The sequence below is a fragment of the Pseudomonas sp. 22526 genome (assembly GCF_052044735.1).
In the GTDB taxonomy this organism is placed as follows: Bacteria; Pseudomonadota; Gammaproteobacteria; order Pseudomonadales; family Pseudomonadaceae; genus Aquipseudomonas; species Aquipseudomonas piscium.
Genome location: NZ_JBQENK010000011.1, coordinates 19,444 through 42,690, shown reverse-complemented (window position 1 = coordinate 42,690; position 23,247 = coordinate 19,444). Strand labels below are relative to the sequence as shown.

Sequence of the window (23,247 nt, the reverse complement as noted above, 5' to 3'; positions counted from 1 at the left end):
TGCACTCTCGCTCTCCCTCCGGGCAGAAAAGTACCCCCTGCAAGCGTCCGGCTGGTATCGTGCGGCCCTGTAAGAACACGCCGCATGACTTGAGGAAATGGACGTTGAGCACTGAAGAAAAACTGACCGGGGATCTGTTCGAAGTCGACAAGCGCCTGGGGCTCAAGCCCGTGGTGGACTTCAACACCTATCTGCGCACGGCCTTCGGCGACGGTAAATGCACCTGCGGTCGTTGTGTCGCCAGCGCGGGCGACGAGAGCGGTTATGCCTACCAGCACAGCTTCGACTTCGACGGTCGGGCGACTCATCGCCGCTTCGCCACCACCGCGGGCAGCGACGTCCTGCTGGTGCTGAAGAAGGCCTGGTTGTCCTACACCAAGGCCGAGCTGGAAACCAGCGGCAACCTGGCGCTGGACACCGTCAAGGAGTTCGTCGAGCCGCAGCTGCACAAGCGCCTGCTACCCTTGCTGCTGGCCAGCGGGCTGGTCAAGGACGTCGAGGGCGAGCTGCAGATACAGGCACAGGCGGCCTGAGGCTTTCCTTCTCCAACAATAAAAAAGGTAAGACACATGCACCCACTCTCCCTGCAAGACAGCACCGCGCCGGACGGCGTTTGTTTTGGCTGCGGCAGCAGCAACCCCCATGGCCTGCACATCAAGAGCCACTGGCATGAGGATGGGGTGCATGTGATGGCCGAGCACCTGCCGGACAGCCAGTACTGCGGCTGGCCCGAACTGGTGTACGGCGGCCTGATCGCCATGCTGGTGGACTGCCACTCGAACTGGACCGCCATGGCCTACCACTACCGCGCCGAAAATCGCGCCCTGGACAGCCAGCCGCGGATCAACTGCGTGACCGGCAACCTCGGCATCAAATTCATCAAGCCGACGCCGATGGGCGTGCCCCTGACCTTGCGCGCCAAGGTCGAAGGCGAACTCGGCCGCAAGAGCCGGGTGATCTGCGAGGTCTATGCCGGCGATGTGCTGACGGCGGTCGGCGACTCGATCTTCGTGCGGGTCGATACCGAACAGCTGGCCGCGGCGGCCCATGGCCGGGAAGCCTGAGCCGGCTCAGGCCAGCCGGGCATCCGCATCCAGGCCGCGCTGCACGGACCAGGACAGCGGCAACGTCAGCAGCAAGGTAGCCGCCAGCACCATCACCGCGACGGGCACGCCAGTAACGTCCCCCAGGCCGCCGAACAGCACCGGCGCCAGCGCCCCGCCGCCGATGGTGCCGGTATAGAAGACCGCGAACGCCTGCTCGCGCTTGCCCGCCCCCGCCAGGTCCGGCACCGCGCCATAAAGCACCGACGAGGTGCCGTTCAACGCCAGCCCCAGCAGCGGCAAGACCGCCATCAGGCCCAGATAGGGCAAGTACACCGCCAGTACGATCAACAGCGCCGTGGTGAACTCCGTGAGCCACACGGTCTTCATCATGCCGATGCGCGCGCCCAGGTAACCGCACAGCAACTTGCCGAAGGCCCCGCCGACAAACAGCATCGTCAAGGCCAGGCCGATGCCCGCCGTGCCGGCGCCCTTGGCTTTCAGCAGAAACGGCAGGAAGGTCAGGAAACCCATGCGCACCGCACTGTCCAGGGTGCCGGTGACAATCAGCGCCCGCAGCCCGCTGGCCGAACCTGTTCCGCTGACCGCCTTGGCAGCCCTCTCAGGCCTGGACGACTCCGCCGCCTGGGCCGGAATCAACCACCACAGCAACCCGGCGGCCGCCAGCCCGAGCAGCCCCATCAGGGTGACGCTGGCACGCCAGCTGAGCAGCGTCAGCAACAGGCCCACCAGCCCCGGAATCAGGGTCTTGCCGATATCGCCGGCAAAGTTGTACTGCGCCAACGCCTGCTTGACGCCGCCACCGGCCTCATGGGTATCGGTGATCATCGACGACGCCAACGGATGCTGGGTACTCGCCCCCAGCCCACCCAGCAACAGGGCCAACAGCAACACCGTCAGGCCCCCGGCCTGCCCCGCCAGCAGATAGGCCATCCCCGCCAGCGCCGTACCGCCCACCAGCAGACGCTCCCGCCCCCAGCGCCTGGCCGCGCGGCTGGCCAACAGCTGAAAGCCGGCCATCATCCCCGAATAGGCCCCACGCAACAGCCCGACCTGGGCAAAACTCAGGCCGAACTGGCTTTGCCAGATGGGCAGCAAGACATAGATCAGGTCGGTCAAGCCATCATGGATGGCATGGGCCCCACAGCCGGCAAACAACGATCGACGACGGATCGAGGCCTCGTCGGCTGGCGGCTCGGTAAGAGCGAGTTCGTCCTTGAAGGTATTCATGGTGTCAGGCGCGCTAAGTGGATAGGCGCTGGCATTTAAGCAGGAACCCGGTGCGGCAGCATAGATGGGCTGAGCAAGATGGCGAGCACTGCTGACCGTCAGCCCACAAAAGTAAAGACTCGCCCTTCAAACCTTTCAGATTCCTCCCACAGTAATGCCCCGTCCTAGCCAATAGGGTTGATGCCATCCCGCCTCCGGCTGGAAAACCGCAACGGATGGACAGGCAGAACACTCGATGGCCCGCAACAGACTCCCCCCGATCAAGAATCCCCCTTCCGGCGATGGGCACCACGTCACCTACCGAGACATGCCCCCCCAGCGAACGGGCTGAGCAAGAGGCCAGGCAACACGCCTATGAACAGATGCTGGTTCGCCAACAAGCCTACGCAGAAAGCCTCACCAGCCCACCCCGCAAGCCACAGGCGATTGCCGGCTGCACCTTTACCAAACCCTGCAAGCTGCCCAATGGGGTGATCGACTACCTCAGCCCATCCGGGGCAATCCCCACCGACGCCATCAGGGACTATGGCGAGCTTGTCTTGCTGGGGGGCCGTGGCGCGGATGCGGCGGGCAATATCCCGCTCAAGAAAATCAGCGGTGGCGCCCTTCCCGCCACGCTGGGCAGCCTTGCGCTGGGTGGCGAGGGATTGACGTCTGCCGGAGTTGGCGCGGCAACCGGCGGAGTCGTCGCGGGTGCCCTGGCTGGAGTGGTGGCCCTGCTCTGGCCGTCGAGCCTGGGCGACAGCGCCTTGTACACGCCTGAGCAACTCGACACCCTGAAAGAAGGCCGTACCCGCGTGCGCTTGCATATCGAACAACGGCCCGACGGCACGCTCAAGGGCTACGGCTACAACACGCAAAAGCAGCGTGGCTGGGAAATGGTCCCGGTGGTGCGCTTCGTTGCCAAAGGCCAGCAGCAAGTAGCCGACTTCGGCGACGGCGTCACCCTGATCTGGACCCCTGCGGTCGACCCGTCCAGCACAACCGGCATCCCCCCACTGGAGGCTGCGCCCCAGGCCCCCCACATCTGGATCTTTCCGCCCACCAAACAGGCGGACACCATCATCGTCAACCCGATCTACCCGCCGGAGTACAAGGACTTCATTCTGGTGTTCCCGCCGGGGTCCGGGGTTCAGCCGCTCTATATCGTGCTGAGCGTGCGCAAGACGCCCGGTACGGTTACGGGTCAGGGGCAGGATATAGGTGGAATCTGGCTTGCTGGGGCGGGCTCAGGGTTGGGCTCTCCGATACCCGCAGGGGTTGCTGATCAGTTGCGCGGGAGGGAGTTCAGAAGCTTTGATGCTTTTCGGGAGGCGTTTTGGAGGGCCGTAACAAGAACAGAAATAGTGGATCAGTTCACCCAACAGAACATCGGTCGCATGCATACAGGTCGGGCACCAAGGACACAAAAAGCCGATAGAGCCGGAGGCAGGTTGTCTTACGAGCTCCACCATCTGAACAAAGTGTCAGAAGGTGGTGGTTTGTATGACATTGATAATCTACGAGTAAACACACCCAAAAATCATATTGATATTCACCGGAACGAGTAGGCCAGCCATGACAGACACACTGATGAAAAACAATTTCTCGGACTACACCGAGGCCGAATTCGTCGAATTGTTAGAGGAGCTTCGTAAGGAAGATATGGAAGCCGAAACAGATGTTCGTGCCGATGCGCTTCTATTGCACTTTGAAAAAGTCAGCCAACACCCAGCGGGCTCAGATTTGATTTACTACCCCGAAAACGGCTCAAGCGGCTCACCCGAGGACGTTACCCGAATCGTCAAAGAGTGGCGCAAGGCAAACGGCTTGCCTGGGTTCAAGGAGCCATAAAAGCAATGGCCGTCAAAAGTCGTCTGGATGAATACACCGAAGCTGAATTCATAGACTTCATGCAGGAACTGTTCGCTGCAAACAAAGGGGCTCCTGATGAAGTCCTCGACCCGTTACTCGATGAGTTCGAACGAATCACCGAGCACCCCGCCGGCTCCGACCTGATCTATTACCCTGAGAACGGCGCCGACAGCTCAGCCGAGGGCATAACCAAGACCGTAAAAAACTGGCGCAGGGCCAACGGACTACCAGGATTCAAATCGTGACGGTATTTCGCACTGGGAAAGCCCCACTGAAATTCGAAATACACGGCGCACCTGCAAACAGTGACGACGCTGTATTCGAGACAAAACTACCGATTCTCACTACAGAAATGCTGATGTCGATCATGGGTTGGCAGAGCGAAGCAGACGCCGTACATAGCTACCTCCTCACCCGAGAGCAAGTCAGCGCCATAGAACGCCTTACAGCCATCCCACTCCCCAAAGATCTGGAACTGTATATCAGCTGCCACTGCTAACCGATGCTACATGGCCGGCCTGGCACGCCCTCCATGAAGGAAAAACCATGTCCATTCTGGATACCCGAGTCATCGACATCTGTGCCGTACCCGATTGGGAGCCAGACAAGGTGGTGCTGGTCATTACCGATCACCTGGAATGGGGCAACAAGGCTGAACAAGGTAAGCATCTGCTGTTGCTTCAAGAAAAAATCAACACTTACATCGCCTTCATAGAAAGCGGTGAGATTCTGAAGAGCTACCCGGCAGCTAAAGGCAAATCTCCCATCATCCGTATCACCGGCCTGTATGAGTTGCCTGAGCAAGGCGAGCGCTTTGTAGACCACGCCGCGCAGGTATTGAAAGAAGTGGGTATTGGCCTTGAGTTTGTACTCAAAGAAGCGTGACCGCCCGCTTGCCGAAAAGCGCAAGACTTCGCGCTGAAAAACCGGATAATGGCCGCCATTTCGTTTTGCTCGTTATTCGGTGTTCCCCATGGAAATCAAGGTCAACTTTCTCGACAACCTCCGACTTGAAGCCAAGTTCGATGACTTCACGGTGGTGGCCGACCAGCCCATCCGCTACAAGGGCGATGGCTCGGCACCGGGTCCGTTCGACTATTTCCTGGCGTCATCGGCGTTGTGTGCGGCGTATTTCGTGAAGTTGTACTGCGACACCCGCAATATCCCCACCGATAACATTCGCCTGTCGCAGAACAACATTGTCGATCCGGAAAACCGCTACAACCAGATCTTCAAGATCCAGGTCGAGTTGCCGGCGGATATCTCCGACAAGGACCGCCAGGGCATCCTGCGTTCCATCGACCGTTGCACCGTCAAGAAAGTGGTACAGGCCGGGCCTGAGTTTGTGATTGAAGAGGTGGAAAACCTCGACGCCGATGCCCAGGCCCTGTTGATGCCGAGCTCGGGCTCGCACAGCACCTATATCGTCGGCAAGGACCTGCCGCTGGAACAGACCATCGCCAACATGTCCGGCATCCTGGCCGGCCTGGGCATGAAGATCGAGATCGCTTCGTGGCGCAATATCGTGCCCAACGTCTGGTCGCTGCATATCCGCGACGCGCAGTCGCCGATGTGCTTCACCAACGGCAAGGGCGCGACCAAGGAAGGCGCGCTGGCCTCGGCCCTGGGCGAATTCATCGAGCGCCTGAACTGCAACTTCTTCTACAACGATCAGTTCTGGGGCGAGGAGATCGCCAACGCGCCGTTCGTGCATTACCCGGACGAGCGCTGGTTCAAGCCGGGCCGCAATGATGAGCTGCCCAGCGAAATCCTCGATCCCTACTGCCTGAAAATCTACAACCGCGACGGCGAACTGCGCGGCTCGCACCTGTTCGACACCAACTCCGGCAATGAAGAGCGCGGCATTGTTTCGCTGCCGTTCGTGCGCCAGTCGGACGGCGAAGTGGTGTACTTCCCGTCCAACCTGATCGAAAACCTCTACCTCAGCAACGGCATGAGCGCCGGCAACACCCTGGCCGAAGCCCAGGTGCAGTGCCTGTCGGAGATCTTCGAGCGCGCCGTCAAACGCGAAATCATCGAAGGCGAATTCGCCCTGCCGGACGTGCCCCAGGAAGTCCTGGCGAAGTACCCCAGCATCCTCGCCGGCATCCAGGGCCTGGAGGAACAAGGCTTCCCGGTGCTGGTCAAGGACGCATCCCTGGGCGGTGAGTTCCCGGTGATGTGCGTGACCTTGATGAACCCGCGTACCGGTGGCGTATTTGCCTCGTTCGGCGCTCACCCAAGCCTGGAAGTGGCGCTGGAGCGCAGCCTCACCGAATTGCTGCAAGGCCGCAGCTTCGAGGGCTTGAACGATTTGCCGCCGCCGACGTTCGAAGGCCAGGCGGTCACCGAGCCGAACAACTTCGTCGAGCACTTCATCGACTCCAGCGGCGTGGTGTCGTGGCGCTTCTTCAGCGCCCAGTCGGATTACGAGTTCGTCGAGTGGGACTTCTCCGGCCAGGGCGAAGACTCCAACGCCCAGGAAGCCGCGACCTTGTTCGGCATTCTCGAAGGCATGGGCAAAGAGTCCTACATGGCCGTGTACGAGCACCTGGGTGCAACCGCCTGCCGCATCCTGGTGCCGGACTACTCGGAAATCTACCCGGTGGAAGACCTGATCTGGGACAACACCAACAAGGCGCTGTTTTTCCGCGCGGATATCCTCAACCTGCACAGCCTCGACGAGGATGAGTTGCAGGCGTTGCTCGAGCGCCTGATAGAAAGCGAGCTGGACGACTACACCGATATCACCACCCTGATCGGCATCGAGTTCGACGACAACACCGCCTGGGGCCAACTGACCATCCTGGAGTTGAAGCTGCTGATCTTCCTGGCCTTGCAGCAATATGAAGAGGCCAAGGAGTGCGTGGAGATGTTCCTGCAGTACAACGACAACACCGCCGAGCGTGGCCTGTTTTACCAGGCGATGAATGCGGTGCTGGAGATGGAACTCGACGAAGATCTGGACCTGGCGGATTACGAAGCCAATTTCCGTCGCATGTTTGGCAACGAGCGGATGGATGCAGTGATTGGCTCGGTGAATGGCGATGTGCGCTTCTATGGCTTGACACCGACCAGCATGAAGCTGGAAGGGATCGACCGCCACCTGCGCCTGATCGACAGCTACAAGAAGCTGCACGCGGCGCGGGCCAAGGTGACGGCTGTTTCCAGCTGATGACCGAGCCAAGGAAAAGGGCCTGCCGTTGAACCAACAGACACTGTCCCTGCGCCTGGAGCGCGTGGCGGCGCATGTGCCAGCGGGCGCGCGCCTGGCCGACATCGGCTCGGATCACGGCTACCTGCCGGTGGCGTTGCTGCGCCGCGGTGTCATCACCGCGGCGGTGGCCGGTGAGGTGGCGTTGACGCCGTTCCACGCGGCCCAACGCAGCGTGCGCGAAAACGCTCTGGACTCGGGCATCACCGTGCGCCTGGCCAATGGCCTGGCGGCGATCGAGCCGGAAGACGGGATCACCGCGATCAGTATCTGCGGCATGGGCGGCGAGACGATCCGCGACATACTCCACAGCGGCAAGGCGCGCCTGAATGGCCTGGAACGCCTGATCCTGCAACCCAACGGCGGCGAACAGCCCCTGCGCCAATGGCTGATGGACAACGGCTACCGCATCCTCTGTGAGGAACTGCTGCGGGAAAACCGCTTCGACTACGAAATCATCGTCGCCGAGCGCGCCGAGCCCGTGAGCTACAGCGCCAAGGAACTGTACTTCGGCCCGTTGCAGATGCAGGCTCGCAGCCCGGCCTTCCTGGGCAAATGGCAGCGCAGGCTGCGCCAGAAGCAAAAGATCCTGAACCACTTCGCCCGGGCGCCGCAGGCCCTGCCCGAGGAAAAGATCCAGGACATCACCCGGCAGATCCGCTGGATCAGCGAGCTGCTGGCCTGAGCCCGCTGACCGCCAGCGACACCTTCAGTCCCCCTTCCCTGCCGCTGCAGTGCCCGGAAGAGCAGCCCCCAGGAAGTACAGCATCCCGCCCGCAATGATGAACAGCATCAGCATGTAGAAGATGTAGTGGGCAGGCTGCGCCGCCAATACCGCCCCGCACAGCACCGGCCCCAATGCCGCCCCCAGGTTGTTCAGGTTCTGCGCCCCGTAGTACATGCCCCGCAGATGGCTGGGGGCGATGTTGTCGATGAACATGTATTCGGCGGGGAACACGACAATCTCGCCGAGCGTGAAAATGGCCATGGCGATCACCCAGAACACCAGGGTGGTCGACAGGGCGAAGCCCGCCAGCCCCAGGACAAACATCGCCAGCCCACCGGCGAGCCACAGGTTCAAGTGTTGCTGGGAGATTCTTCTGCCGATGAGGTATTGCAGGCTGATCACCGTCAGGGCATTGGTCGCCACGATGCTGCTGATAATCCGGTAGGTGGTTTCGGCGGTGGTGGTCACCACCAGGTACTGCGACAGATAGGCGGTGAACTGGCCGAAGACCACGGCGCTGAGCAGCCCGCCCAGGGTAAAGCACACCAGCCGGCGATCGCGCAGCAACAGTCTGCCCACGGCCAGGAACGGCGCGGAGGGCTGGCTTGCCTCCCCTCCAGCCAAGCCCCTGTCGCCCCACACGAAATAGATAAAAAAGAACCCTGCGCCCAGCCCCGCGGACAACAGAAAGGGCAAGCTGATATCCAGCCCGGCCAGTCCCGCGCCGAGAAAGGGGCCGACGGCATAGCCGATATTGGTCAGGGTGTATTTGATCGAAAACACTTCGCCGCGCCCAGCCACGGGGAGCAGGCTGCCAAAGCCTGATTTCACGGCGATATCGATGACCGCGTAGGCCAGGTTGATCAACACCAGGCACAGGTAGAACAGCCAGAGATCGCGCGCGGCAAAGGTCCCAAGGAAACCCGCGGTGAACACGCCAGTGCAGACCAGGATCAGCCGGTAGCTGGACATCCGGTCCACCAGGAAACCGCCATACAGGCTCAACAACGACCCGATGATCAGCGTGCTGCCGATGACCAGGCCGATATCGGCGATGCTCAAATGGAAGTTGCCCGATAAATAGATGACCAGATAAGGCAGGGTGATCGCGCGGGCGAGAGTCAGGACCAGGGAAGCTGAAAGCAGCAGGTTTACCGTCGTCGGATAGTTTCTTAGCGTGGCGAGCATCCTTGCCTCATCGTTATAGCCATCATTTTTTGTCGGGTTCGCGCTTTGGCAATCGCTCGATAGCCGGCGCGGATCAAGCATACTGCTGAACCCAGTTCTCATTGCCGATGGTTTTTACCGGGAGCATGGAGCCAGATTCATGAATAAAGGATGTTTATGTTCTCCTCCGAACGCTTGAAGGGCATCGATGTATTTGTCTGCGTGGCCGAGTCCGGCAGCTTCACCGCCGCCGCCGAGAAAATGCACCTGACAGGCTCTGCCATCAGTAAAAGTATCGCGCGCCTGGAGGGCCGGCTGGGTACCCGTCTGTTCCAGCGGACGACGCGACGGCTGTCGCTGACCGACGCGGGTATGACCTTCTATCGCACCTGCACCGGCGTGCTGGCCAACCTGGAAGAGGCCGAGCTTTCCCTCAAGGCCGAAGCCAGCGAGGTCCGGGGCAGCGTTCGCATAGACCTGCCAGGGGCCTTTGGTCGTGCCCAGATACTGCCGATTCTGCTGCGCCTTGCTCAGGATCATCCGGCCCTGACTCCGCACATTTCCTTCTCCGACGGTTTCGTCGACCCGTTCAAGGAAGGCGCGGACATCGTTGTGCGTATCGGCAGCGCGGACGCCTGGCCCGATACGGTGGGACAGCGTTGCCTGGCCCGTGAGCGACACCTCTTTTGTGCCTCCCCCGCCTATCTGGCCAGGCAAGGCATCCCCCTGACCGAGCACGATCTGCAGCAGCACCAGTGCATCGCCTATGGCTGGGTGGATGGAAGAGTCAATCCCTGGAACTTCGCCGACAACCAGGGCACAACGACGCGCCGACAAGTCGCCGCCCAGCTCGTCGTGGGCAATGGCGAAGGCATCCTGATGGCGGTGATGGCGGGCTGCGGAATCGCGCAGTTGCCATCATGGCTCGTCCAGCAGCAACTGGACGAAGGCACCTTGGTGGAGGTGCTTGCCCAGCGGGCAACCGAAGGGATGCCGATCAACCTGGCCTGGGTCAAAAGCCGTGAAGCGCTGCCCAAGGTCAGGGTCCTGCTGGAGGCACTGGTCGCGGGGCTGATGCCGATGGATGATGGCGACCGATGAGCGCTCCTCCTCCCCCGTGACAAACGGCTATCGGTCAGCACCTGCCGCTGACCGATAGCCCCTGCCCTTAGAACTTCGTCAACACCCCCACCCGCAACGTCCGGCCCGGCGCCGGCATGAAGCTCTGGGCCAGCGGGTCCAGGTAGTAGCGGTCGGTCAGGTTTTGCAGCGACACATTCAGCTGGGTGTGTTCCTTCAACTTGTAGTTGAGGAACAGATCGAACAGCGCCACCTCGCGGTAGACCAGCTGCGGCGTGGTGGCGCCGGTCTGCCAGTTCTCGTCGGCCCTGACGGTCGGGCCGGAGCTGTAGGTGGCGCGCCCGCCAAGGGTCAGGGACTGGTCAAAAAAGCGCAGGCCCGAGGTCAGGTTCGCCGAGAAGCGTGGCGGGTTCTGGGTGTTGGAGTAGGAGCCCATGAAGCTGCCTGGCGTACAGTCCGGCGTGTTGCTCAAGTCCCGATAGCGATTGCTGCTGGCCCGCAGCCGCGCGGCGAAGGCCGAGTCGCAGGTTTCGGTCTTCAGGTAGTAGGTGGACGAAAAGTCGGCGAACACCCGGCCCGCGTCGTAGTGCGACTGCAGCTCCAGGCCGCTGGTCTTGAAGCTGTCGGTGTTGCTGAAGCGCATCAGGCCCATCAGGCCCGGGCTCGGGTCGTAGTAGCGGGTGATGTAGTTCTTGATGCTGTTGTTGAAGTAGGCAAGCTTGATCGCGGCCGAGTCGTTGTCCAGCAGCAGGCCTTTGTGCATCGTGCTGGCGCCGATTTCCCAGCTGCTGGAGCGCTCGGGTTTCAGGCCTTTGCCCGGCATGGTCTGCAACACGCCCTGGCTGGTTTCGAACAGCGAGGGCATGCGCAGGCCCTGGGTGTAGGAGGCATAGACGAAGGTGTCCGGCGCCACTTCGAGATTGATGCCGAAGGCCGGGGCGAAGGCGCCGCCGCTGTCGCTCTGCTTGCCGGAATAGTCATAACCGCTGACCACCTCGCCGACCTCGGACGGATAGACCCTCGAGTCGGTCGCGCCGAAGTCGTTGTAGCGGATGCCCTCGAAGGGATAGTTGGTGTTCTTGAACACTATCCCGTTGTTCAACCGCGGGTCGGTGGCGTCGGTGTACTGCCCGTTCGAGTCCGGGAACCACATCATGTTGCCGTAGCTTTGCTCGTTGGAAACGCTCAGGTAACGCAAGTCGCGCTCCTCCCGACGCGCCGTCGCATGGGCGACCTTATCCTGGGTGCGGTAGTAGGTGTAACGCCCGCCTCCCCACAGGGTCAGGCTGTCGATCGGTTTGTACTCCAGCTTGCCGTTCAGGCTGAACTCCTGCCGCTCCCCTTCGCGCAGCATGCGGTTGGCATTGATGTCGTGCTGGGTGGTGACCACGCTTTTTTGCGGGCGCAGGTCCTCGACCTGGAACGAGCCGCCCAGGTCCAGCTTGAAATCGCCATAGTCGCTCTGCATGTGCGAGGTATTGGCCAGGTCGCCGCCAATCCGGCGGTCGGCCTGGCGGCTCCATTTGCGGTCCGAGCGATAGGCTTGCGAAGCCGGCGCCGCCACCGAAGTCAGCTGGCTGGTCTGCGCGTCGGTCATCCACAGGCTGGCCGTCAGGTCCACCAGCGGATTGCCGTCGGGCAGGTAGTGGTAGCGCGCGGTGTAGGTGTCGATCTTGGTATGGCCCAGGGGATACTGGTAGATGCCGCCGGTGCCGAAACGGAAAATGTCCGACGGCATGATTTCGCCGATGCTCCCGTCGTAGCGGCGGTAGCCCAGGTCGAAGCTGTGGCCGTCCGCCGGGCGCAGGGTGGTCTTGAGCAGGAAGGATTCGGTCTCCGAAGAGGAGTTCAGTACTTCCTCGCCGGCGTTATAGGTGGTGGCCACCGTCATCTCTTCACGACCATAACGGTCGTAGGTGCGATAGCGGTCCTGGCCCTTCTTGCCGGCGAAATAGTTGCCCTGGTTACGGTGGGCATAGGCCGCCACCACATCAAAGAATTCATGGCTATAGGCGAACGCGGCACTGCCGGACTCGGCCTTCGAACCAAACAAACCGCCACGGCTCTGGTGCGGTTCCGAGTACAGTTCCTCGGTCAAGGAGTGGCCGTCGCGCGAGGCGGGAGCGACGCCGTTGTTCCACAGGTCGCCCTTCAAGCGCAGGCCGACATTCTCGCCGTCCCGCAGGATGTCCTCGACGCCGAGGGTGCGCATCTTCACCGTGCCGCCGATGGCGCTGGAGGTCAGGCTCGGGCCCTTGTCGATGGCGATGTCGCTGATCAGGTCCGGGTCGATGTAGCTGCGTTGCTGGGTGCCGGCATAACCGCGATAGACATCCAGCGCCTGTTGCGAGCCGTCGACAATCACCGCCACCCGGCTCTGGCCCTGGATGCCGCGGATATTCACATCCAGGCCGCCGCCGTTGCGGCTGTCGCCGACCTGCACCCCAGGCTGGCCCTTGAGCACATCGCCGACCGAGATCACGCCAAAACGCTGCATGTCCTCGCCGGAGATATGCACCGACGATCGTGGCGCCGAGTACACCTCTTTCAGCTCGAGGTCTTCGCCAACGACTTTCTGCGACGGCAACACCATGTCCCCACCCGCCCGATACAACTCGAAGCTGCCGTCCACCTGGCGCTGATAGCTCAAACCGGTTCCCGCCAGCAACCGCGCCAGGCCCGCCTCGGTGCTGAAATCGCCTTGCAGGCCCTGGCTGCGCTTGCCTTCCGTCAGCGTGGCGCTGCCCGCCATATTGATGCCCGCCTGCACGCCGAAGCGGGACAGCGCCTGGTCCAGCGGGCCGGCGTCGATGCTGTAGTGCTGGCGCTCGTCAGCCGCGAACACGGCCGCGCCGCAAAGCGGCTGCAAGCTGAGGAAAAGCAGGCCAAAGGTGCGGGCGCACAAGGCTCGGGCGGGGGAAATCATGCAAGGCTCCTAGGGGTTGGCACCCACCTGTCCCGGTGGGTCATACCTAAAGGCCAAGCCAGATCGAAAAAACTATCGCCTCGGGGAAAAAAAAGTTTCAGGCCGGCACCACAGTCACCCAATAACGGGTTCGTCGCTCGATGCGCACCGGCAGCGTATTGGCCACCAGCGCCAACGCAGCATCGGTGTCGTCCAGCTGGAAACTGCCGGTGACGCGCAACGCCGCCACCTCTTCGCTGCAACGCAAAAAGCCCGAGCGATAGCGCGAGAGTTCAGCCAACAACTTGTCCAGGCGCATGCGTTCGGCCGGCAAGATGCCCCGCAGCCAGGCCTGGGCCATAAACGGATCGACGCGGCTCGGCGCCCCTACGCCCTGGCTGTCGACCCGGGTTTGCCAACCGGCCTCCAGTGGTACCGGCACTAAATGGCGCCGCGCACTGACCTGCACCAGGCCGCGCAGCACCGTCACCTGGGTGCCCTGCCGATCATGGCGTACCAGCAGATTGGCGCCACGGCTGTATAGCACCGCGTCCGGGGTCAGCAGTTGCATGGCCGGCGATTCGGCCCGCGCATCCAGCGCCATTTCGCCCTCGATCAACTGCACCCTGCCCTGTTGTTGGGTCAGCTCCAGGTTCGCCGCGCTGGCGGTGTTCAGCCACAGCGAGCCGCCGCCCGCCAGGGCCCAGCGCCGACGCTCGCCGATACTGGTGCGGTAAGTCGCCAGGGCCGAACGCACCAGAGTGGAATCCGCGCCCTGCCAGGAAATCCCGCCGAGCAGCCCCAGGGCGAGCAGGCACTTGAGCACTTGCCGACGCTGCCGTGGATCGGCCCCCGCCGACTCCAGTGCCCGACGCGCCGTGGCATCGGCCAACAGATTGGCTCCAGGCTGCAACATCAGCGGCAAACTGCTGACCCGCTGCCAGGCGTACTCATGCTCGGCGCTCGCCTGCCGCCACTGCTGCAAGGCCTGCTGCTCGTCGGCACTCATCAGCCCGGACTGCGCCCGGACCATCCAGTCGATGGCGCTATCCCGCACCCGCGGATCGACAGCCACGCCACTCATTCAAAACGGCTCGCGTAACAGACACTGAACGCCTTGCCCATGGCCCGCTGCACCTGGGCCACGCTCAGGCTCAACCGCGCGGCGATCTGCGGGTAGGTCAAACCGTCGAGCTGGGACAAAAAGAAAATCTGCCGCACCCGCGCAGACAACCCCACCAGCAGCGAATCCAGCTGCAACAGGGTTTCGATCATCAAATGCCGCTCTTCCGGCGAAGGCTCCTCGGCCACCGGCCGCGCCGCCAGAGCCTCCAGATAAGCCCGCTCGATCGCCTGGCGCCGCCAGCGATTGATCAGCAAGCCATTGGCAATGGTCGCGAGAAACGCCATGGGCTGGCGCAACTCGCGCACATCCTCCTGTGAGCGCATCACCCGGACAAAGGTGTCGTGAGCCAGGTCCTCGGCATCGGCACTGTGCCCCAACCGCCGATGCAACCAGCCCCGAAGCCAGCCGTGATGGTTCGCATACAACCGGGCGACGGGCGAGGCAAAGCTGTCGTCGTGCATGTCAGATCCGCATTAATGATAATGCTTCTCATTTTATTGTTTGCAGATGGGAGTTGTACAGCGCTGGGGAGTGACGTGGGTTTGGGAAGGGTCCTGAGGTGAGCACCGCATAGCACACATGCCCTATAGGCGCCCCCCAAGCACCATGCTGAAATGAATCACTCCGTTGAGTCAGATTCAAAAGGGGGCGATTGGCCAAAATCCCCTGATTTACGTCTTCCGACCTGCCCCCTGTCGAGGATCGCTGATAACCAAGGGCGAAACACTATTAAGGAAAATATGCCATGAACAAAAACTACATCTTTGCCCCCGTGTTACTGCTGCTGGCGGGTACCTTGGCCGGTTGCTCGACCAATCCCAATGTCTTGCAAATACACAAGGTCACCGCGGAAACGATCGGCCTGGCCTCCACCGACGAGCTCACCATGGGGCCTGTCACCAAAGGCAAGGAAGACTTTCTCGGCGGCTCGGAACTGACCTTCAAAGCCACCACCGCCAAGGGCCGCGTCTTCAACTGCTCGACCTTCATGACCCCGGGGATTCTGCTCGATCCGCCGAAATATTCACGGCTTACTTGCACGAACTGAGCTGGCGGAAGCGGCTTAAAGCAAAAGGCCCCGACTTGTCGGGGCTTTTGTTTTGATCGGTCGGTAGATTGCCGGGGGTCATATAGCCTGATCTCAGGTCCGACTACTCAGCGACAACCCCACCGGCCACGCCGCCAGGACTTCGAGGTAAGCCCGCTCGGCTCCCCCTCCCTAACGCCTCTTAACCGCGTAACAAATCGAGGCGGCCGGAAGCTCGGCGCAGGCGTAAACAAGCAGGCGTTGATGCTATGATTTGACGGCTAATGGAGGGTTATTCGATGAGCAAAACCGCCGCTGCTGGCGTTGCCAGTGAAGTTCGCAAGCTTGCCAAGGCTCACAAGGTCACCACTGAGCCAGACAGCATGAGTTGCATGGCTGTCACCATCACCCGCCTGGCAGGCGACTCGGTCGAGTTGGATAGCATTGAGCGATTACTGGTCAATCTGAAAAAGAAAGGTGTGCTGAGCAAGACGCAAACCCTTGCATTTCAGGAACGCTATCTCCAGGAAAAGAGACAGGCCAAAAAGAAACTTAGCGCATGAGCTTCGACCCTTTCGGTGATTTCGAAACGGCCGGCTATCTTCGAAATCATCAACGCCTCAAAGACCCTGTCGAAGTCAAAGAATCTGAGCACTTTGTCTTCGAACTGAGTATCGAAGAGGCGCTTTCACACTTGGCCCGAAAGCGGCGACCTGACTACAAAGCCATCCTTAAGGTTCACAAGATCCTGTTTGGCGGGTTTTATCCTTGGGCTGGCAAAGATCGAAATGAGCTAGTCCCGCATCTCGCCGTATTCAAAGGCCCATTCGACGATCCACGCAGTACCGCCTTCGAACGCCCTGACTTCATCAAAAGGTCCATCGACTATGCGCTTGAGCTGGCGGCAGACAAGAACAAGTTCCGGGAAAAACCTGGGGAAGTCATGGGCCAGCTGGCATTCGCACACCCCTTCCTCGACGGCAACGGACGCACCCTCCTACTGGTTTTCATGGAACTCTGCTACCGGGCCGGATTCGCCATCAATTGGTCCAGAACGAACAAAGATGACTACCTGCAAGCACTGAGCGACGAAATTCGGGAGCCTTTCCGGGGGCACCTCGACCACTACCTGAAACCTTTTGTGACGGCCATAACAAGCCGTGACGAGTGGCCGCAGATGATTGGTGGCATTCGCGGCCTTGATGGACTCGACAAAGAAAACATCACCTACGAGAGCCTGGATAACCCGCAAGTCCAGCAGATCTACAAAACCTACCGGGCCCAGCCTCAAGACGCCCCGGCGACGCCAGAGGCTGATGACTGAACCCGTTGCCCTCAAAACAATTCCGCTCTTCTCTCCTCCGCTTCATGGGTGCTTGCAAAAGCGTTCAGTGAGTCACGCAGCGTCCGAAGGTCACTCTTTGCAACCCTTCGAGGCCGCGGAAAACATCGTGTTACAGACCGTCTAGACTCCAGTATTCCAGGGCCGAAGGTTCCTGGCCCCCAACGGCAGTCATTCCCACCGAGTCGACCCGAGTACACAAAATCATGTGTGAATCATGTGATGCAAACTCCGCCGCAAACACCCACGATCGTCGTCGTTTTCTTCGCTTCGCCGGACTGGGGGCAGGCGCCCTGCTGATAGCCGGCGTACTGCCAGACAGGCTGGTCCATGCCGCCGAAAAAACCGCCGCGCCGCCCAAACCACAGAACGCCATCAGCCCCGACCAGGCACTGCAAAGGCTGATCGAAGGTAATGAGCGTTATGTCAGCGGAAACTCAAAGACCCACGACTTCAAGGACGAGCGCGAAGCCCTGGTTTCCGGGCAGAACCCGTTCGTGGCGGTGCTCAGTTGCTCCGACTCGCGGATCGCTCCCGAATACGCTTTCGACACAGCCCGAGGCGATCTTTTCGCCATACGCGTTGCGGGCAACTTCGTCACCGGCGAAGGCCTGGCCAGCCTCGAATACGCCGTCGCGGTACTCGGTGCCCCGCTTATTCTGGTACTGGGGCATGAGAGCTGCGGCGCCATCGAGGCCGGCATCAAAGCAGTAAAAGACCACGCCGTTTTTCCTGGGCATATCCAGAAACTGACCGATGCACTCAAGCCCTCTATCGAGAAAGTGCTCAAGCAACCCGGGGCTCTTATGGAAAATGCCACGGTGCAGAACGTCAAGGACTCGGTCGCCAGCCTTAAACAGGCCACACCACTGCTCACCGATGCGCTCGACAAAGGCAGGTTGAAAATCGTGGGCGGCATCTACCGCCTTGCCACCGGTAAAGTCGAGTTGATTGCCTGAACCGGACAGTGCGCATCGCCTGCCGATAAGCCGAGAAAGAGCCCTGCGCGCCGGCCGGGCTCTGCTGGTTTTCGCCGCCTGGATAAACGACCAGGCTGGCACCGCCCGGTCGTGGTTGACGATCAGTGTCGAGCGTTCAGCGCCAGGGTTCTATCGCCCAGGGTACGCAGCAGATCACAGCCATCGCTGAGCAGCAGGCCGATGGCAAAACGGATTTGAGCAACATCTTGAACGCCGCAAGCACAGTCGAGGATTTCCAACAGATTGCGGGCAGCGCCGATGCGTTGTTGAGCGCAGGTGTAGAGATCGGATAGCGAGGCGTTGGCGTCCAGGTAGAGGACGGGGTGGTCGGTGTCGTTGCGGGTAAGTGGAACGAGGTTGCAAACTTCTGTGCGGGTCATTGGTGAAGCTCCATGAGTATTCAAGCCCTACCTCCGTCATCCAACCGAATAGAGAATCGGTTGATGAATGAGGCTCTATGCACATAGTTTTTGGCCCGCGATGACCAGTCATCAGCCAGCAATGACAAGCTGAACTATAGAATCGGTATTCGCTTGAGGACAACTTTTAGGTGGAAGGTTGTTCGGTTTTTCGTTTCAAAAATATGCCGTGAGCAGCTTGTGAAGGACTGCTTACGGCTGTCAGTCACCAAAGGCCAAGAACGAGCCAGAAGTGAGTATTGAGTGTCTGCCAAGCCGGAGTCTTAGCTTGTCCCAGTAAGCGAAGAGTACGATTTGAACCAGTTGTTATGTGTATGGTGTCAAATCACCGAGGGCTTCATAGCTAGCATGAAGGTCATGAAGAAAATCCTCAGCCAATTCGGGTAGGCCCACGATATAGGTGTCTCGGTAGGAAATGTTGAATAGCTTGTAATTTTGCATGCTATTAATGCGTCCCGTAGATACTGGCTTGAATGGTCTGCTTTCAAGTATTTCTCTATTAAGCTGATTTTCTTCAATTATGTTGTATTGATCCGCTGTCAAGTCTATAGCTGTTTCTTGATACTCAAGCCAGTAATGGGAGATTCCATCATCCCCGTCATGGTTTTCGGCGCTTCCACTAACACCATAGATCACTATGGATGGCCACTTTTGAAGTGCATGGTAAGCGAATAGCAAGGAAGATAGTTTGCAGTTCATGACTGGAAAATCTTCTGTGACTAATAGAATATTTGCTTTTTTGGCAAGCTCCAGTTTGAGCCTAAATTGTTCTGCCTCAGCGACTACTTCATTGATGTCTGGCTCGTTCATGATTCTATTCACGTTACGATTGAGTTACGGGCAAGCAAAAGCACAGCGTTTGACTGTCCAGCGAACGCAGTAGGCGACTATTGCTACTTCGACTGAAACACTAATCGATTCGAACGGAACGTGTCTATTATCGGTGGTTCAAGCGTTTTATCCAGCTCCCACATGATCGTCATCCCACCGAAATGGGAGCTGCCGAGATCGAGATGCTTCCATCCGGTATAGCGGGGTGTGGCTGCGTCTCTGTTAATACTCAGAAGCAGGCGCTATCTGCACTGATGTCGACCGGTTGAATCCACAGCCGAAAGCAGACGCTCCTCAACCAAGCAGGTGTCTGCATTACTCGTAAGAATTCAAGAACCGAGAGACAACTCAGAAGCGCCCCATAAAATCACAGCCGTGATAAGCGCTAAGCGGCTATCGATAGCCGCTCTGGATCAAGAGAGCGTTTCAGGAGTTGCCCGACTCAGAAGTTCGCCGGCGTGTTGGCACTAATAATCTCCGCCTCATCCTGCCCAATATTGCGAAACTTATGCGGCAACGTAGTCGGAAAATAATACCCATCCCCCGGATTCAGCACGCTCACCTGCCCGTCCACCGTCAATTCCACGGTGCCACGGGTGACGAGGCCGCACTCCTCCCCTTCCGCATGCACGATCGGTTCGTCGCCGGAGCTGGCGCCGGGGGCGTATTGTTCGCGCAGAAAGCGCATCTGGCGGGTTGGCAGCGCAGCGCCGATCAGCAGCAGGCGGGCGCCGTCGCGGCCGAGGTCGGGTTGTTCGTTGGCGCGGAAGACGTATTGGTGTTCGCGCGGGGGCTGGTCGAAGGTGAAGAAGTCCGCCAGGGACATGGGGATGCCTTCGAGGAGTTTTTTCAGGGAGCTGACCGAGGGGCTGACGCGGTTCTGTTCGATCAGGGAGATGGTGGCGTTGGTCACGCCGCTGCGTCGGGCCAGCTCGCGCTGGGACAGTTTGTAGCTTTCGCGAACGAGTTTGAGTCGAGTGCCCGTGTCCATAGCAGCCTTGTGTGAGGTGTACTTGAGGGTATTTCGGCGCTTGGGTCGCGATTGTCGCGATTTGGGTGCCTCTGGAGCCTGAAAGGCGGCTATTTAAACATGTTTGACGGTTGTGCTGTAAAGACTGGCGATGAGGGGTTGGCGGGGGATTTTGGGGGGTGTTGGTGGGGGCCCCTGGAGGTCCTGCGGACCTCTTCGCAGCCTCGCTGGGGCTCGGCAGCGGCTACAGGGATGATGTGTTGCTCGGTGTAGCCGCTGTCGAGCTTTGGCGAGGCTGCGATCGACCGCGAAGCGGGCGCCAGGCCTGGCTACGCAGGGTGGCAGGCATACCGCGTTATCGTTCATCGCGCGCAAGCTGCGCTCCTACAGAGGCGGGTGTAGCTCTTTCAAGACGGGCGCCCTCTTCTTTGCTGTGGAGGGCGCCATTGACTCAGATACCGAAGCGGTCGCGCAGTGCGTAGTACGCCGCGCCCATGGCGGTCAGCGGGGCCTGGAAGGTGCGGCCGCCGAACATCGGCATGTGCGGTAGCGAGGCGAAGGCGTCGAAGCGTTCGGCGTCGCCGCGGATCATTTCGGCGATCAGTTTGCCGGCCAGGTGCGAGCAGGTGACGCCGTGGCCACTGTAGCCCTGCATGTAGTAGGCGTTCTTTTCGATGCGGCCGAATTGCGGCATGCGCGACATGGTCAGCAGGAAGTTGCCGGTCCAGCGGTAGTCGATCTTCACGTCCTTGAGCTGGGGGAAGGTCTTGAGGATCTTCGGCCGGATCAGTTGCTCGATGTCGTTCGGCTCACGGGCGCCGTAGACCACACCGCCACCGTAGAGCAGGCGGTTGTCGGCGGTGAGGCGGTAGTAGTCCAGCAGGTAGTTGCAGTCTTCGACGCAGTAGTTGTTGCGGATCAGGCTGCGGGCCAGTTTTTCCGACAGCGGTTCGGTGACCACGATCTGCGAGCCGCACGGCATGCTCTTGCGCGTCACCCGGGGGTCGAGGTCCTGCTGCAGGTAGGCGTTGCCGGCGATCAGCAGGTACTTGGCGCGGACCACGCCCTTGGCGGTGCGCACGATGTTCGGTTCGCCGTAGGTGATTTCCACCGCCGCCGACTGCTCGAAGATCTTGCCGCCCAGGCCGATGATGGCGCTGGCTTCGCCCAGGGCCAAGTTCAGCGGGTGGATGTGCCCGCCCTGCATGTCCAACAGGCCGCCGACGTAGGCGTCGGAGCCGACTTCCTGGGCGATCTGCGCCTGGTCCAGCAGCTTCAGGTTGTGGTTGCCGTAGCGCTCCCAGCTGGCCTTCTGTTCGGCCAGGCCCTTGAGCTGCTTCTTGTTCATGGCGGCGAAGATGCCGCCCGGGCGGTAGTCGCACTGGATGTCGTAGTGCTGGATGCGCTGGCGAATGATGTCGGCGCCTTCGAAGATCATGCTGCCCAACACTTCGGCGCTTTTCTCGCCGTAGCGCGACTCGATCACATCGACATCACGGCTGTAGGAGTTGACCAGTTGCCCGCCGTTGCGCCCGCTGGCGCCGAAGCCGACCTTGGCCGCTTCGAGCACGGTGACGCTGTAGCCCGCCTCGGCGAGGAACAGTGCCGAGGACAGGCCGGTGTAGCCGGCGCCGATCACGCAGACGTCGCATTCCACCAGCTCCTCAAGCACCGGAAAGTCGGCGGTCTGGTTGCGGGTCGCGGCGTAGTAGCTGTTTACGTAGGTTTGCATCATGAAGTTCCCCAGCAGGTGCGGGTCGTAGCCCGCCCCGCTGTTGTTATAGGTATTAGAGCTTGATCCAGGTCGCTTTCAGCTCGGTGTACTTGTCGAAGGCATGCAGCGACTTGTCGCGACCATTGCCCGACTGTTTGAAGCCGCCGAACGGCGCGGTCATGTCGCCGCCGTCGTACTGGTTGACCCACACGCTGCCGGCGCGCAGGCCACGGGCGAAGCGGTGGGCGCGGCTGAGGTTGCTGGTCCAGACCCCGGCGGCGAGGCCGAAGATGCTGTCGTTGGCGATCGTCAGCGCTTCTTCCTCGGTGTCGAAGCTGATCACCGACAGCACCGGGCCGAAGATCTCTTCGCGGGCGATGGTCATGGCATTGGTCACGCCATCAAAAATGGTCGGCTCGACATACAGGCCGCCGGTGCTTTCCAGGGTCCGCGCGCCGCCGGCCAGCAGCTGGCCGCCCTGCTCCTTGCCGATGTCGATGTAGCGCAGCACGTTGTCCAGCTGACGCTGATCCACCAGCGCGCCAACCCGAGTCTGTGGGTCGAGGGCATGCCCGGGCTTCCAGGCCTTGATGGCTTCCACCAGCAGCGGAATGAACTGCTCGCGGATCGAGCGTTCCACCAGCAGGCGCGAGCCGGCGGTGCAGACTTCGCCCTGGTTGAAGGCGATGGCGCTGGCCGCCGCCTCCGCCGCCGCGCGCAGGTCCGGCGCATCGGCGAACACCACGTTGGGGCTCTTGCCGCCCGCCTCCAGCCAGACGCGCTTCATGTTGCTCTGCCCGGAATACACCAGCAGTTGCTTGCCCACCGCGGTGGAGCCGGTGAAGGCCAGCACGTCCACGTCCATATGCAGGGCCAGGGCCTTGCCCACGGTGTGGCCGTAGCCCGGCAGCACGTTGAACACGCCTTTGGGGATGCCGGCATCCAGCGCCAGCTGGGCGATGCGGATCGCGGTCAGCGGCGACTTTTCCGACGGCTTGAGGATGAAGGAGTTACCCGCCGCCAGGGCCGGGGCGAATTTCCAGCTGGCCATGATCAGCGGGAAGTTCCACGGCACGATGGCGGCCACCACGCCGGAAGCCTCGCGAGTCACCAGGCCCAGCTGGTCGTGGGGCGTGGCCGCCACTTCGTCGTAGATTTTGTCGATGGCCTCGGCGCTCCAGCGGATCGCGTTGGCGGTGGCCGGCACGTCGATGCTCAGGGAGTCGCTGATGGGCTTGCCCATGTCCAGGGTTTCCAGGAGCGCCAGTTCTTCCTGGTGCTCGAGGATCAAATCGGCGAAGCGGATCAGCACGCGCTTGCGCTCGGCCGGGGCCTTGCGCGACCAGACACCGGACTCGAACGCCTGGTGCGCCACCTGGACCGCCAGGTTGGCGTCGGCCTCATCGGTGCTGGCGACGTTAGCCAGAAAGCGTCCGTCCACCGGGCTGATGCATTCGAAGGTGGCCGCGCTGGCGGCATGGCAATACTGGCCGTCGATAAAGGCGCGACCTTCGAGGGTCAAGGACTGGAAGCGCTGCTCCCAGTCGCTGCGGGATTTAGTCATGGCAAATACTCAACGCAGGAAGAGGCACGGCCG

General features: G+C 60.9%; 24 protein-coding genes and 1 pseudogene. 15 read left to right on the top strand and 10 right to left on the bottom strand.

Going from position 1 to position 23,247, the window contains the following annotated elements; translation table 11 throughout:
- Positions 1-104 precede the first annotated feature (104 nt).
- Together ACTJKT_RS18065 and ACTJKT_RS18060 are read left to right on the top strand one after the other, a co-directional pair.
- Positions 105-533, top strand: a complete 429-nt coding sequence (locus tag ACTJKT_RS18065; RefSeq protein ID WP_440788015.1) for a hypothetical protein — start codon at positions 105-107, stop codon at positions 531-533.
- A gap of 36 nt (positions 534-569) precedes the next feature.
- Positions 570-1,064: a PaaI family thioesterase gene (locus ACTJKT_RS18060; RefSeq protein ID WP_097302887.1), complete on the top strand. Its 495-nt coding sequence runs from the start codon at positions 570-572 to the stop codon at positions 1,062-1,064.
- Between the two features lie 6 nt (positions 1,065-1,070).
- Here ACTJKT_RS18060 and ACTJKT_RS18055 read toward each other — a convergent pair whose 3' ends face one another.
- Positions 1,071-2,294, bottom strand: coding sequence for an MFS transporter (locus ACTJKT_RS18055; protein ID WP_440788014.1), 1,224 nt, complete (start codon positions 2,292-2,294; stop codon positions 1,071-1,073).
- A 235-nt stretch (positions 2,295-2,529) separates the two neighbouring features.
- Between ACTJKT_RS18055 and ACTJKT_RS18050 the strand changes: the two are divergent.
- The 7 genes and pseudogenes from ACTJKT_RS18050 (at position 2,530) to ACTJKT_RS18020 (ending at position 8,047) form a co-directional block, all read left to right on the top strand.
- A pseudogene (locus ACTJKT_RS18050) lies at positions 2,530-3,844 on the top strand (S-type pyocin domain-containing protein).
- A gap of 7 nt (positions 3,845-3,851) precedes the next feature.
- Positions 3,852-4,127 (top strand): bacteriocin immunity protein, encoded by a 276-nt coding sequence (locus ACTJKT_RS18045; RefSeq protein WP_440788013.1) that lies wholly within the window; start codon positions 3,852-3,854, stop codon positions 4,125-4,127.
- Between the two features lie 5 nt (positions 4,128-4,132).
- Entirely contained in the window at positions 4,133-4,393 is a 261-nt protein-coding gene (locus ACTJKT_RS18040; RefSeq protein ID WP_440788012.1) for a bacteriocin immunity protein, read from the top strand.
- A complete protein-coding gene (locus ACTJKT_RS18035; RefSeq protein WP_440788011.1) occupies positions 4,390-4,647 on the top strand; it encodes a pyocin S6 family toxin immunity protein in 258 nt (85 codons plus the stop codon). The genes ACTJKT_RS18040 and ACTJKT_RS18035 overlap by 4 nt, the downstream gene beginning before the upstream one ends.
- Positions 4,648-4,694: 47 nt before the next feature.
- Positions 4,695-5,033, top strand: coding sequence for a DUF6572 domain-containing protein (locus tag ACTJKT_RS18030; RefSeq protein ID WP_440788010.1), 339 nt, complete (start codon positions 4,695-4,697; stop codon positions 5,031-5,033).
- Between the two features lie 88 nt (positions 5,034-5,121).
- Positions 5,122-7,323, top strand: a complete 2,202-nt coding sequence (locus ACTJKT_RS18025) for an OsmC domain/YcaO domain-containing protein (RefSeq protein WP_440788009.1) — start codon at positions 5,122-5,124, stop codon at positions 7,321-7,323.
- Between the two features lie 28 nt (positions 7,324-7,351).
- Complete coding sequence (locus ACTJKT_RS18020) at positions 7,352-8,047, top strand: tRNA (adenine(22)-N(1))-methyltransferase (RefSeq protein WP_440788008.1); 696 nt, start codon at positions 7,352-7,354, stop codon at positions 8,045-8,047.
- A 24-nt stretch (positions 8,048-8,071) separates the two neighbouring features.
- On the opposite strand, the gene ACTJKT_RS18015 is transcribed toward ACTJKT_RS18020, so the two are convergent.
- Positions 8,072-9,277, bottom strand: coding sequence for an MFS transporter (locus ACTJKT_RS18015; RefSeq protein ID WP_440788145.1), 1,206 nt, complete (start codon positions 9,275-9,277; stop codon positions 8,072-8,074).
- Between the two features lie 156 nt (positions 9,278-9,433).
- On the opposite strand from ACTJKT_RS18015, the gene ACTJKT_RS18010 reads away from it, so the two are divergent.
- A complete protein-coding gene (locus ACTJKT_RS18010; protein WP_440788007.1) occupies positions 9,434-10,357 on the top strand; it encodes a LysR family transcriptional regulator in 924 nt (307 codons plus the stop codon).
- A 67-nt stretch (positions 10,358-10,424) separates the two neighbouring features.
- On the opposite strand, the gene ACTJKT_RS18005 is transcribed toward ACTJKT_RS18010, so the two are convergent.
- The 3 genes from ACTJKT_RS18005 to ACTJKT_RS17995 form a co-directional block, all read right to left on the bottom strand.
- Positions 10,425-13,262 carry a TonB-dependent receptor domain-containing protein gene (locus ACTJKT_RS18005; RefSeq protein WP_440788006.1) on the bottom strand — a complete coding sequence of 946 codons (2,838 nt, stop codon included), beginning with the start codon at positions 13,260-13,262 and terminating at the stop codon, positions 10,425-10,427.
- Between the two features lie 97 nt (positions 13,263-13,359).
- On the bottom strand, positions 13,360-14,325 hold the full coding sequence (locus ACTJKT_RS18000) for a FecR domain-containing protein (protein ID WP_440788005.1): 966 nt from the start codon (positions 14,323-14,325) through the stop codon (positions 13,360-13,362).
- A complete protein-coding gene (locus ACTJKT_RS17995; RefSeq protein ID WP_440788004.1) occupies positions 14,322-14,828 on the bottom strand; it encodes a sigma-70 family RNA polymerase sigma factor in 507 nt (168 codons plus the stop codon). The genes ACTJKT_RS18000 and ACTJKT_RS17995 overlap by 4 nt, the downstream gene beginning before the upstream one ends.
- 284 nt (positions 14,829-15,112) lie before the next feature.
- Here ACTJKT_RS17995 and ACTJKT_RS17990 point away from each other — a divergent pair, with 284 nt between their 5' ends.
- The 4 genes from ACTJKT_RS17990 (at position 15,113) to ACTJKT_RS17975 (ending at position 17,695) form a co-directional block, all read left to right on the top strand.
- Positions 15,113-15,415: a hypothetical protein gene (locus ACTJKT_RS17990; protein ID WP_025809734.1), complete on the top strand. Its 303-nt coding sequence runs from the start codon at positions 15,113-15,115 to the stop codon at positions 15,413-15,415.
- A 278-nt stretch (positions 15,416-15,693) separates the two neighbouring features.
- Positions 15,694-15,957 (top strand): hypothetical protein, encoded by a 264-nt coding sequence (locus tag ACTJKT_RS17985; protein ID WP_202339733.1) that lies wholly within the window; start codon positions 15,694-15,696, stop codon positions 15,955-15,957.
- Positions 15,954-16,718 (top strand): Fic/DOC family protein, encoded by a 765-nt coding sequence (locus ACTJKT_RS17980; RefSeq protein WP_440788003.1) that lies wholly within the window; start codon positions 15,954-15,956, stop codon positions 16,716-16,718. Before ACTJKT_RS17985 ends, ACTJKT_RS17980 begins: the two co-directional genes overlap by 4 nt.
- 224 nt (positions 16,719-16,942) lie before the next feature.
- Positions 16,943-17,695, top strand: a complete 753-nt coding sequence (locus ACTJKT_RS17975) for a carbonic anhydrase (RefSeq protein ID WP_440788002.1) — start codon at positions 16,943-16,945, stop codon at positions 17,693-17,695.
- Between the two features lie 122 nt (positions 17,696-17,817).
- Here the strand turns inward: ACTJKT_RS17975 and ACTJKT_RS17970 are convergent, their stop codons facing one another.
- A complete protein-coding gene (locus ACTJKT_RS17970; protein ID WP_440788001.1) occupies positions 17,818-18,096 on the bottom strand; it encodes a hypothetical protein in 279 nt (92 codons plus the stop codon).
- A 345-nt stretch (positions 18,097-18,441) separates the two neighbouring features.
- Positions 18,442-18,945: a hypothetical protein gene (locus tag ACTJKT_RS17965; RefSeq protein ID WP_440788000.1), complete on the bottom strand. Its 504-nt coding sequence runs from the start codon at positions 18,943-18,945 to the stop codon at positions 18,442-18,444.
- Positions 18,946-19,052: 107 nt separating this feature from the next.
- On the opposite strand from ACTJKT_RS17965, the gene ACTJKT_RS17960 reads away from it, so the two are divergent.
- Positions 19,053-19,235, top strand: coding sequence for a phage integrase N-terminal SAM-like domain-containing protein (locus ACTJKT_RS17960; protein ID WP_440788144.1), 183 nt, complete (start codon positions 19,053-19,055; stop codon positions 19,233-19,235).
- Between the two features lie 173 nt (positions 19,236-19,408).
- Here ACTJKT_RS17960 and ACTJKT_RS17955 read toward each other — a convergent pair whose 3' ends face one another.
- From ACTJKT_RS17955 to ACTJKT_RS17945, 3 genes are all read right to left on the bottom strand, one after another.
- Positions 19,409-19,957 (bottom strand): cupin domain-containing protein, encoded by a 549-nt coding sequence (locus ACTJKT_RS17955; protein WP_007922919.1) that lies wholly within the window; start codon positions 19,955-19,957, stop codon positions 19,409-19,411.
- A gap of 430 nt (positions 19,958-20,387) precedes the next feature.
- On the bottom strand, positions 20,388-21,671 hold the full coding sequence (locus ACTJKT_RS17950; RefSeq protein WP_440787999.1) for an NAD(P)/FAD-dependent oxidoreductase: 1,284 nt from the start codon (positions 21,669-21,671) through the stop codon (positions 20,388-20,390).
- Positions 21,672-21,723: 52 nt separating this feature from the next.
- Positions 21,724-23,214, bottom strand: coding sequence for an aldehyde dehydrogenase (locus tag ACTJKT_RS17945; protein WP_440787998.1), 1,491 nt, complete (start codon positions 23,212-23,214; stop codon positions 21,724-21,726).
- Between the last annotated feature and the right edge of the window lie 33 nt (positions 23,215-23,247).

Excerpts from the sequence above, each read along its gene's own strand:
- ACTJKT_RS17970 (WP_440788001.1), bottom strand. The coding sequence starts at position 18,096 with ATGACCCGCACAGAAGTTTGCAACCTCGTTCCACTTACCCGCAACGAC.
- ACTJKT_RS17945 (WP_440787998.1), bottom strand. The coding sequence starts at position 23,214 with ATGACTAAATCCCGCAGCGACTGGGAGCAGCGCTTCCAGTCCTTGACC.
- ACTJKT_RS18030 (WP_440788010.1), top strand. The coding sequence starts at position 4,695 with ATGTCCATTCTGGATACCCGAGTCATCGACATCTGTGCCGTACCCGAT.
- ACTJKT_RS18025 (WP_440788009.1), top strand. The coding sequence starts at position 5,122 with ATGGAAATCAAGGTCAACTTTCTCGACAACCTCCGACTTGAAGCCAAG.
- ACTJKT_RS17965 (WP_440788000.1), bottom strand. The coding sequence starts at position 18,945 with ATGAACGAGCCAGACATCAATGAAGTAGTCGCTGAGGCAGAACAATTT.
- ACTJKT_RS17975 (WP_440788002.1), top strand. The coding sequence starts at position 16,943 with ATGTGTGAATCATGTGATGCAAACTCCGCCGCAAACACCCACGATCGT.
- ACTJKT_RS18060 (WP_097302887.1), top strand. The coding sequence starts at position 570 with ATGCACCCACTCTCCCTGCAAGACAGCACCGCGCCGGACGGCGTTTGT.
- ACTJKT_RS18045 (WP_440788013.1), top strand. The coding sequence starts at position 3,852 with ATGACAGACACACTGATGAAAAACAATTTCTCGGACTACACCGAGGCC.
- ACTJKT_RS17995 (WP_440788004.1), bottom strand. The coding sequence starts at position 14,828 with ATGCACGACGACAGCTTTGCCTCGCCCGTCGCCCGGTTGTATGCGAAC.
- ACTJKT_RS18000 (WP_440788005.1), bottom strand. The coding sequence starts at position 14,325 with ATGAGTGGCGTGGCTGTCGATCCGCGGGTGCGGGATAGCGCCATCGAC.
- ACTJKT_RS18015 (WP_440788145.1), bottom strand. The coding sequence starts at position 9,277 with ATGCTCGCCACGCTAAGAAACTATCCGACGACGGTAAACCTGCTGCTT.
- ACTJKT_RS17985 (WP_202339733.1), top strand. The coding sequence starts at position 15,694 with ATGAGCAAAACCGCCGCTGCTGGCGTTGCCAGTGAAGTTCGCAAGCTT.
- ACTJKT_RS18005 (WP_440788006.1), bottom strand. The coding sequence starts at position 13,262 with ATGATTTCCCCCGCCCGAGCCTTGTGCGCCCGCACCTTTGGCCTGCTT.
- ACTJKT_RS17955 (WP_007922919.1), bottom strand. The coding sequence starts at position 19,957 with ATGGACACGGGCACTCGACTCAAACTCGTTCGCGAAAGCTACAAACTG.
- ACTJKT_RS17990 (WP_025809734.1), top strand. The coding sequence starts at position 15,113 with ATGAACAAAAACTACATCTTTGCCCCCGTGTTACTGCTGCTGGCGGGT.
- ACTJKT_RS17950 (WP_440787999.1), bottom strand. The coding sequence starts at position 21,671 with ATGATGCAAACCTACGTAAACAGCTACTACGCCGCGACCCGCAACCAG.
- ACTJKT_RS18010 (WP_440788007.1), top strand. The coding sequence starts at position 9,434 with ATGTTCTCCTCCGAACGCTTGAAGGGCATCGATGTATTTGTCTGCGTG.
- ACTJKT_RS18040 (WP_440788012.1), top strand. The coding sequence starts at position 4,133 with ATGGCCGTCAAAAGTCGTCTGGATGAATACACCGAAGCTGAATTCATA.
- ACTJKT_RS17980 (WP_440788003.1), top strand. The coding sequence starts at position 15,954 with ATGAGCTTCGACCCTTTCGGTGATTTCGAAACGGCCGGCTATCTTCGA.
- ACTJKT_RS18055 (WP_440788014.1), bottom strand. The coding sequence starts at position 2,294 with ATGAATACCTTCAAGGACGAACTCGCTCTTACCGAGCCGCCAGCCGAC.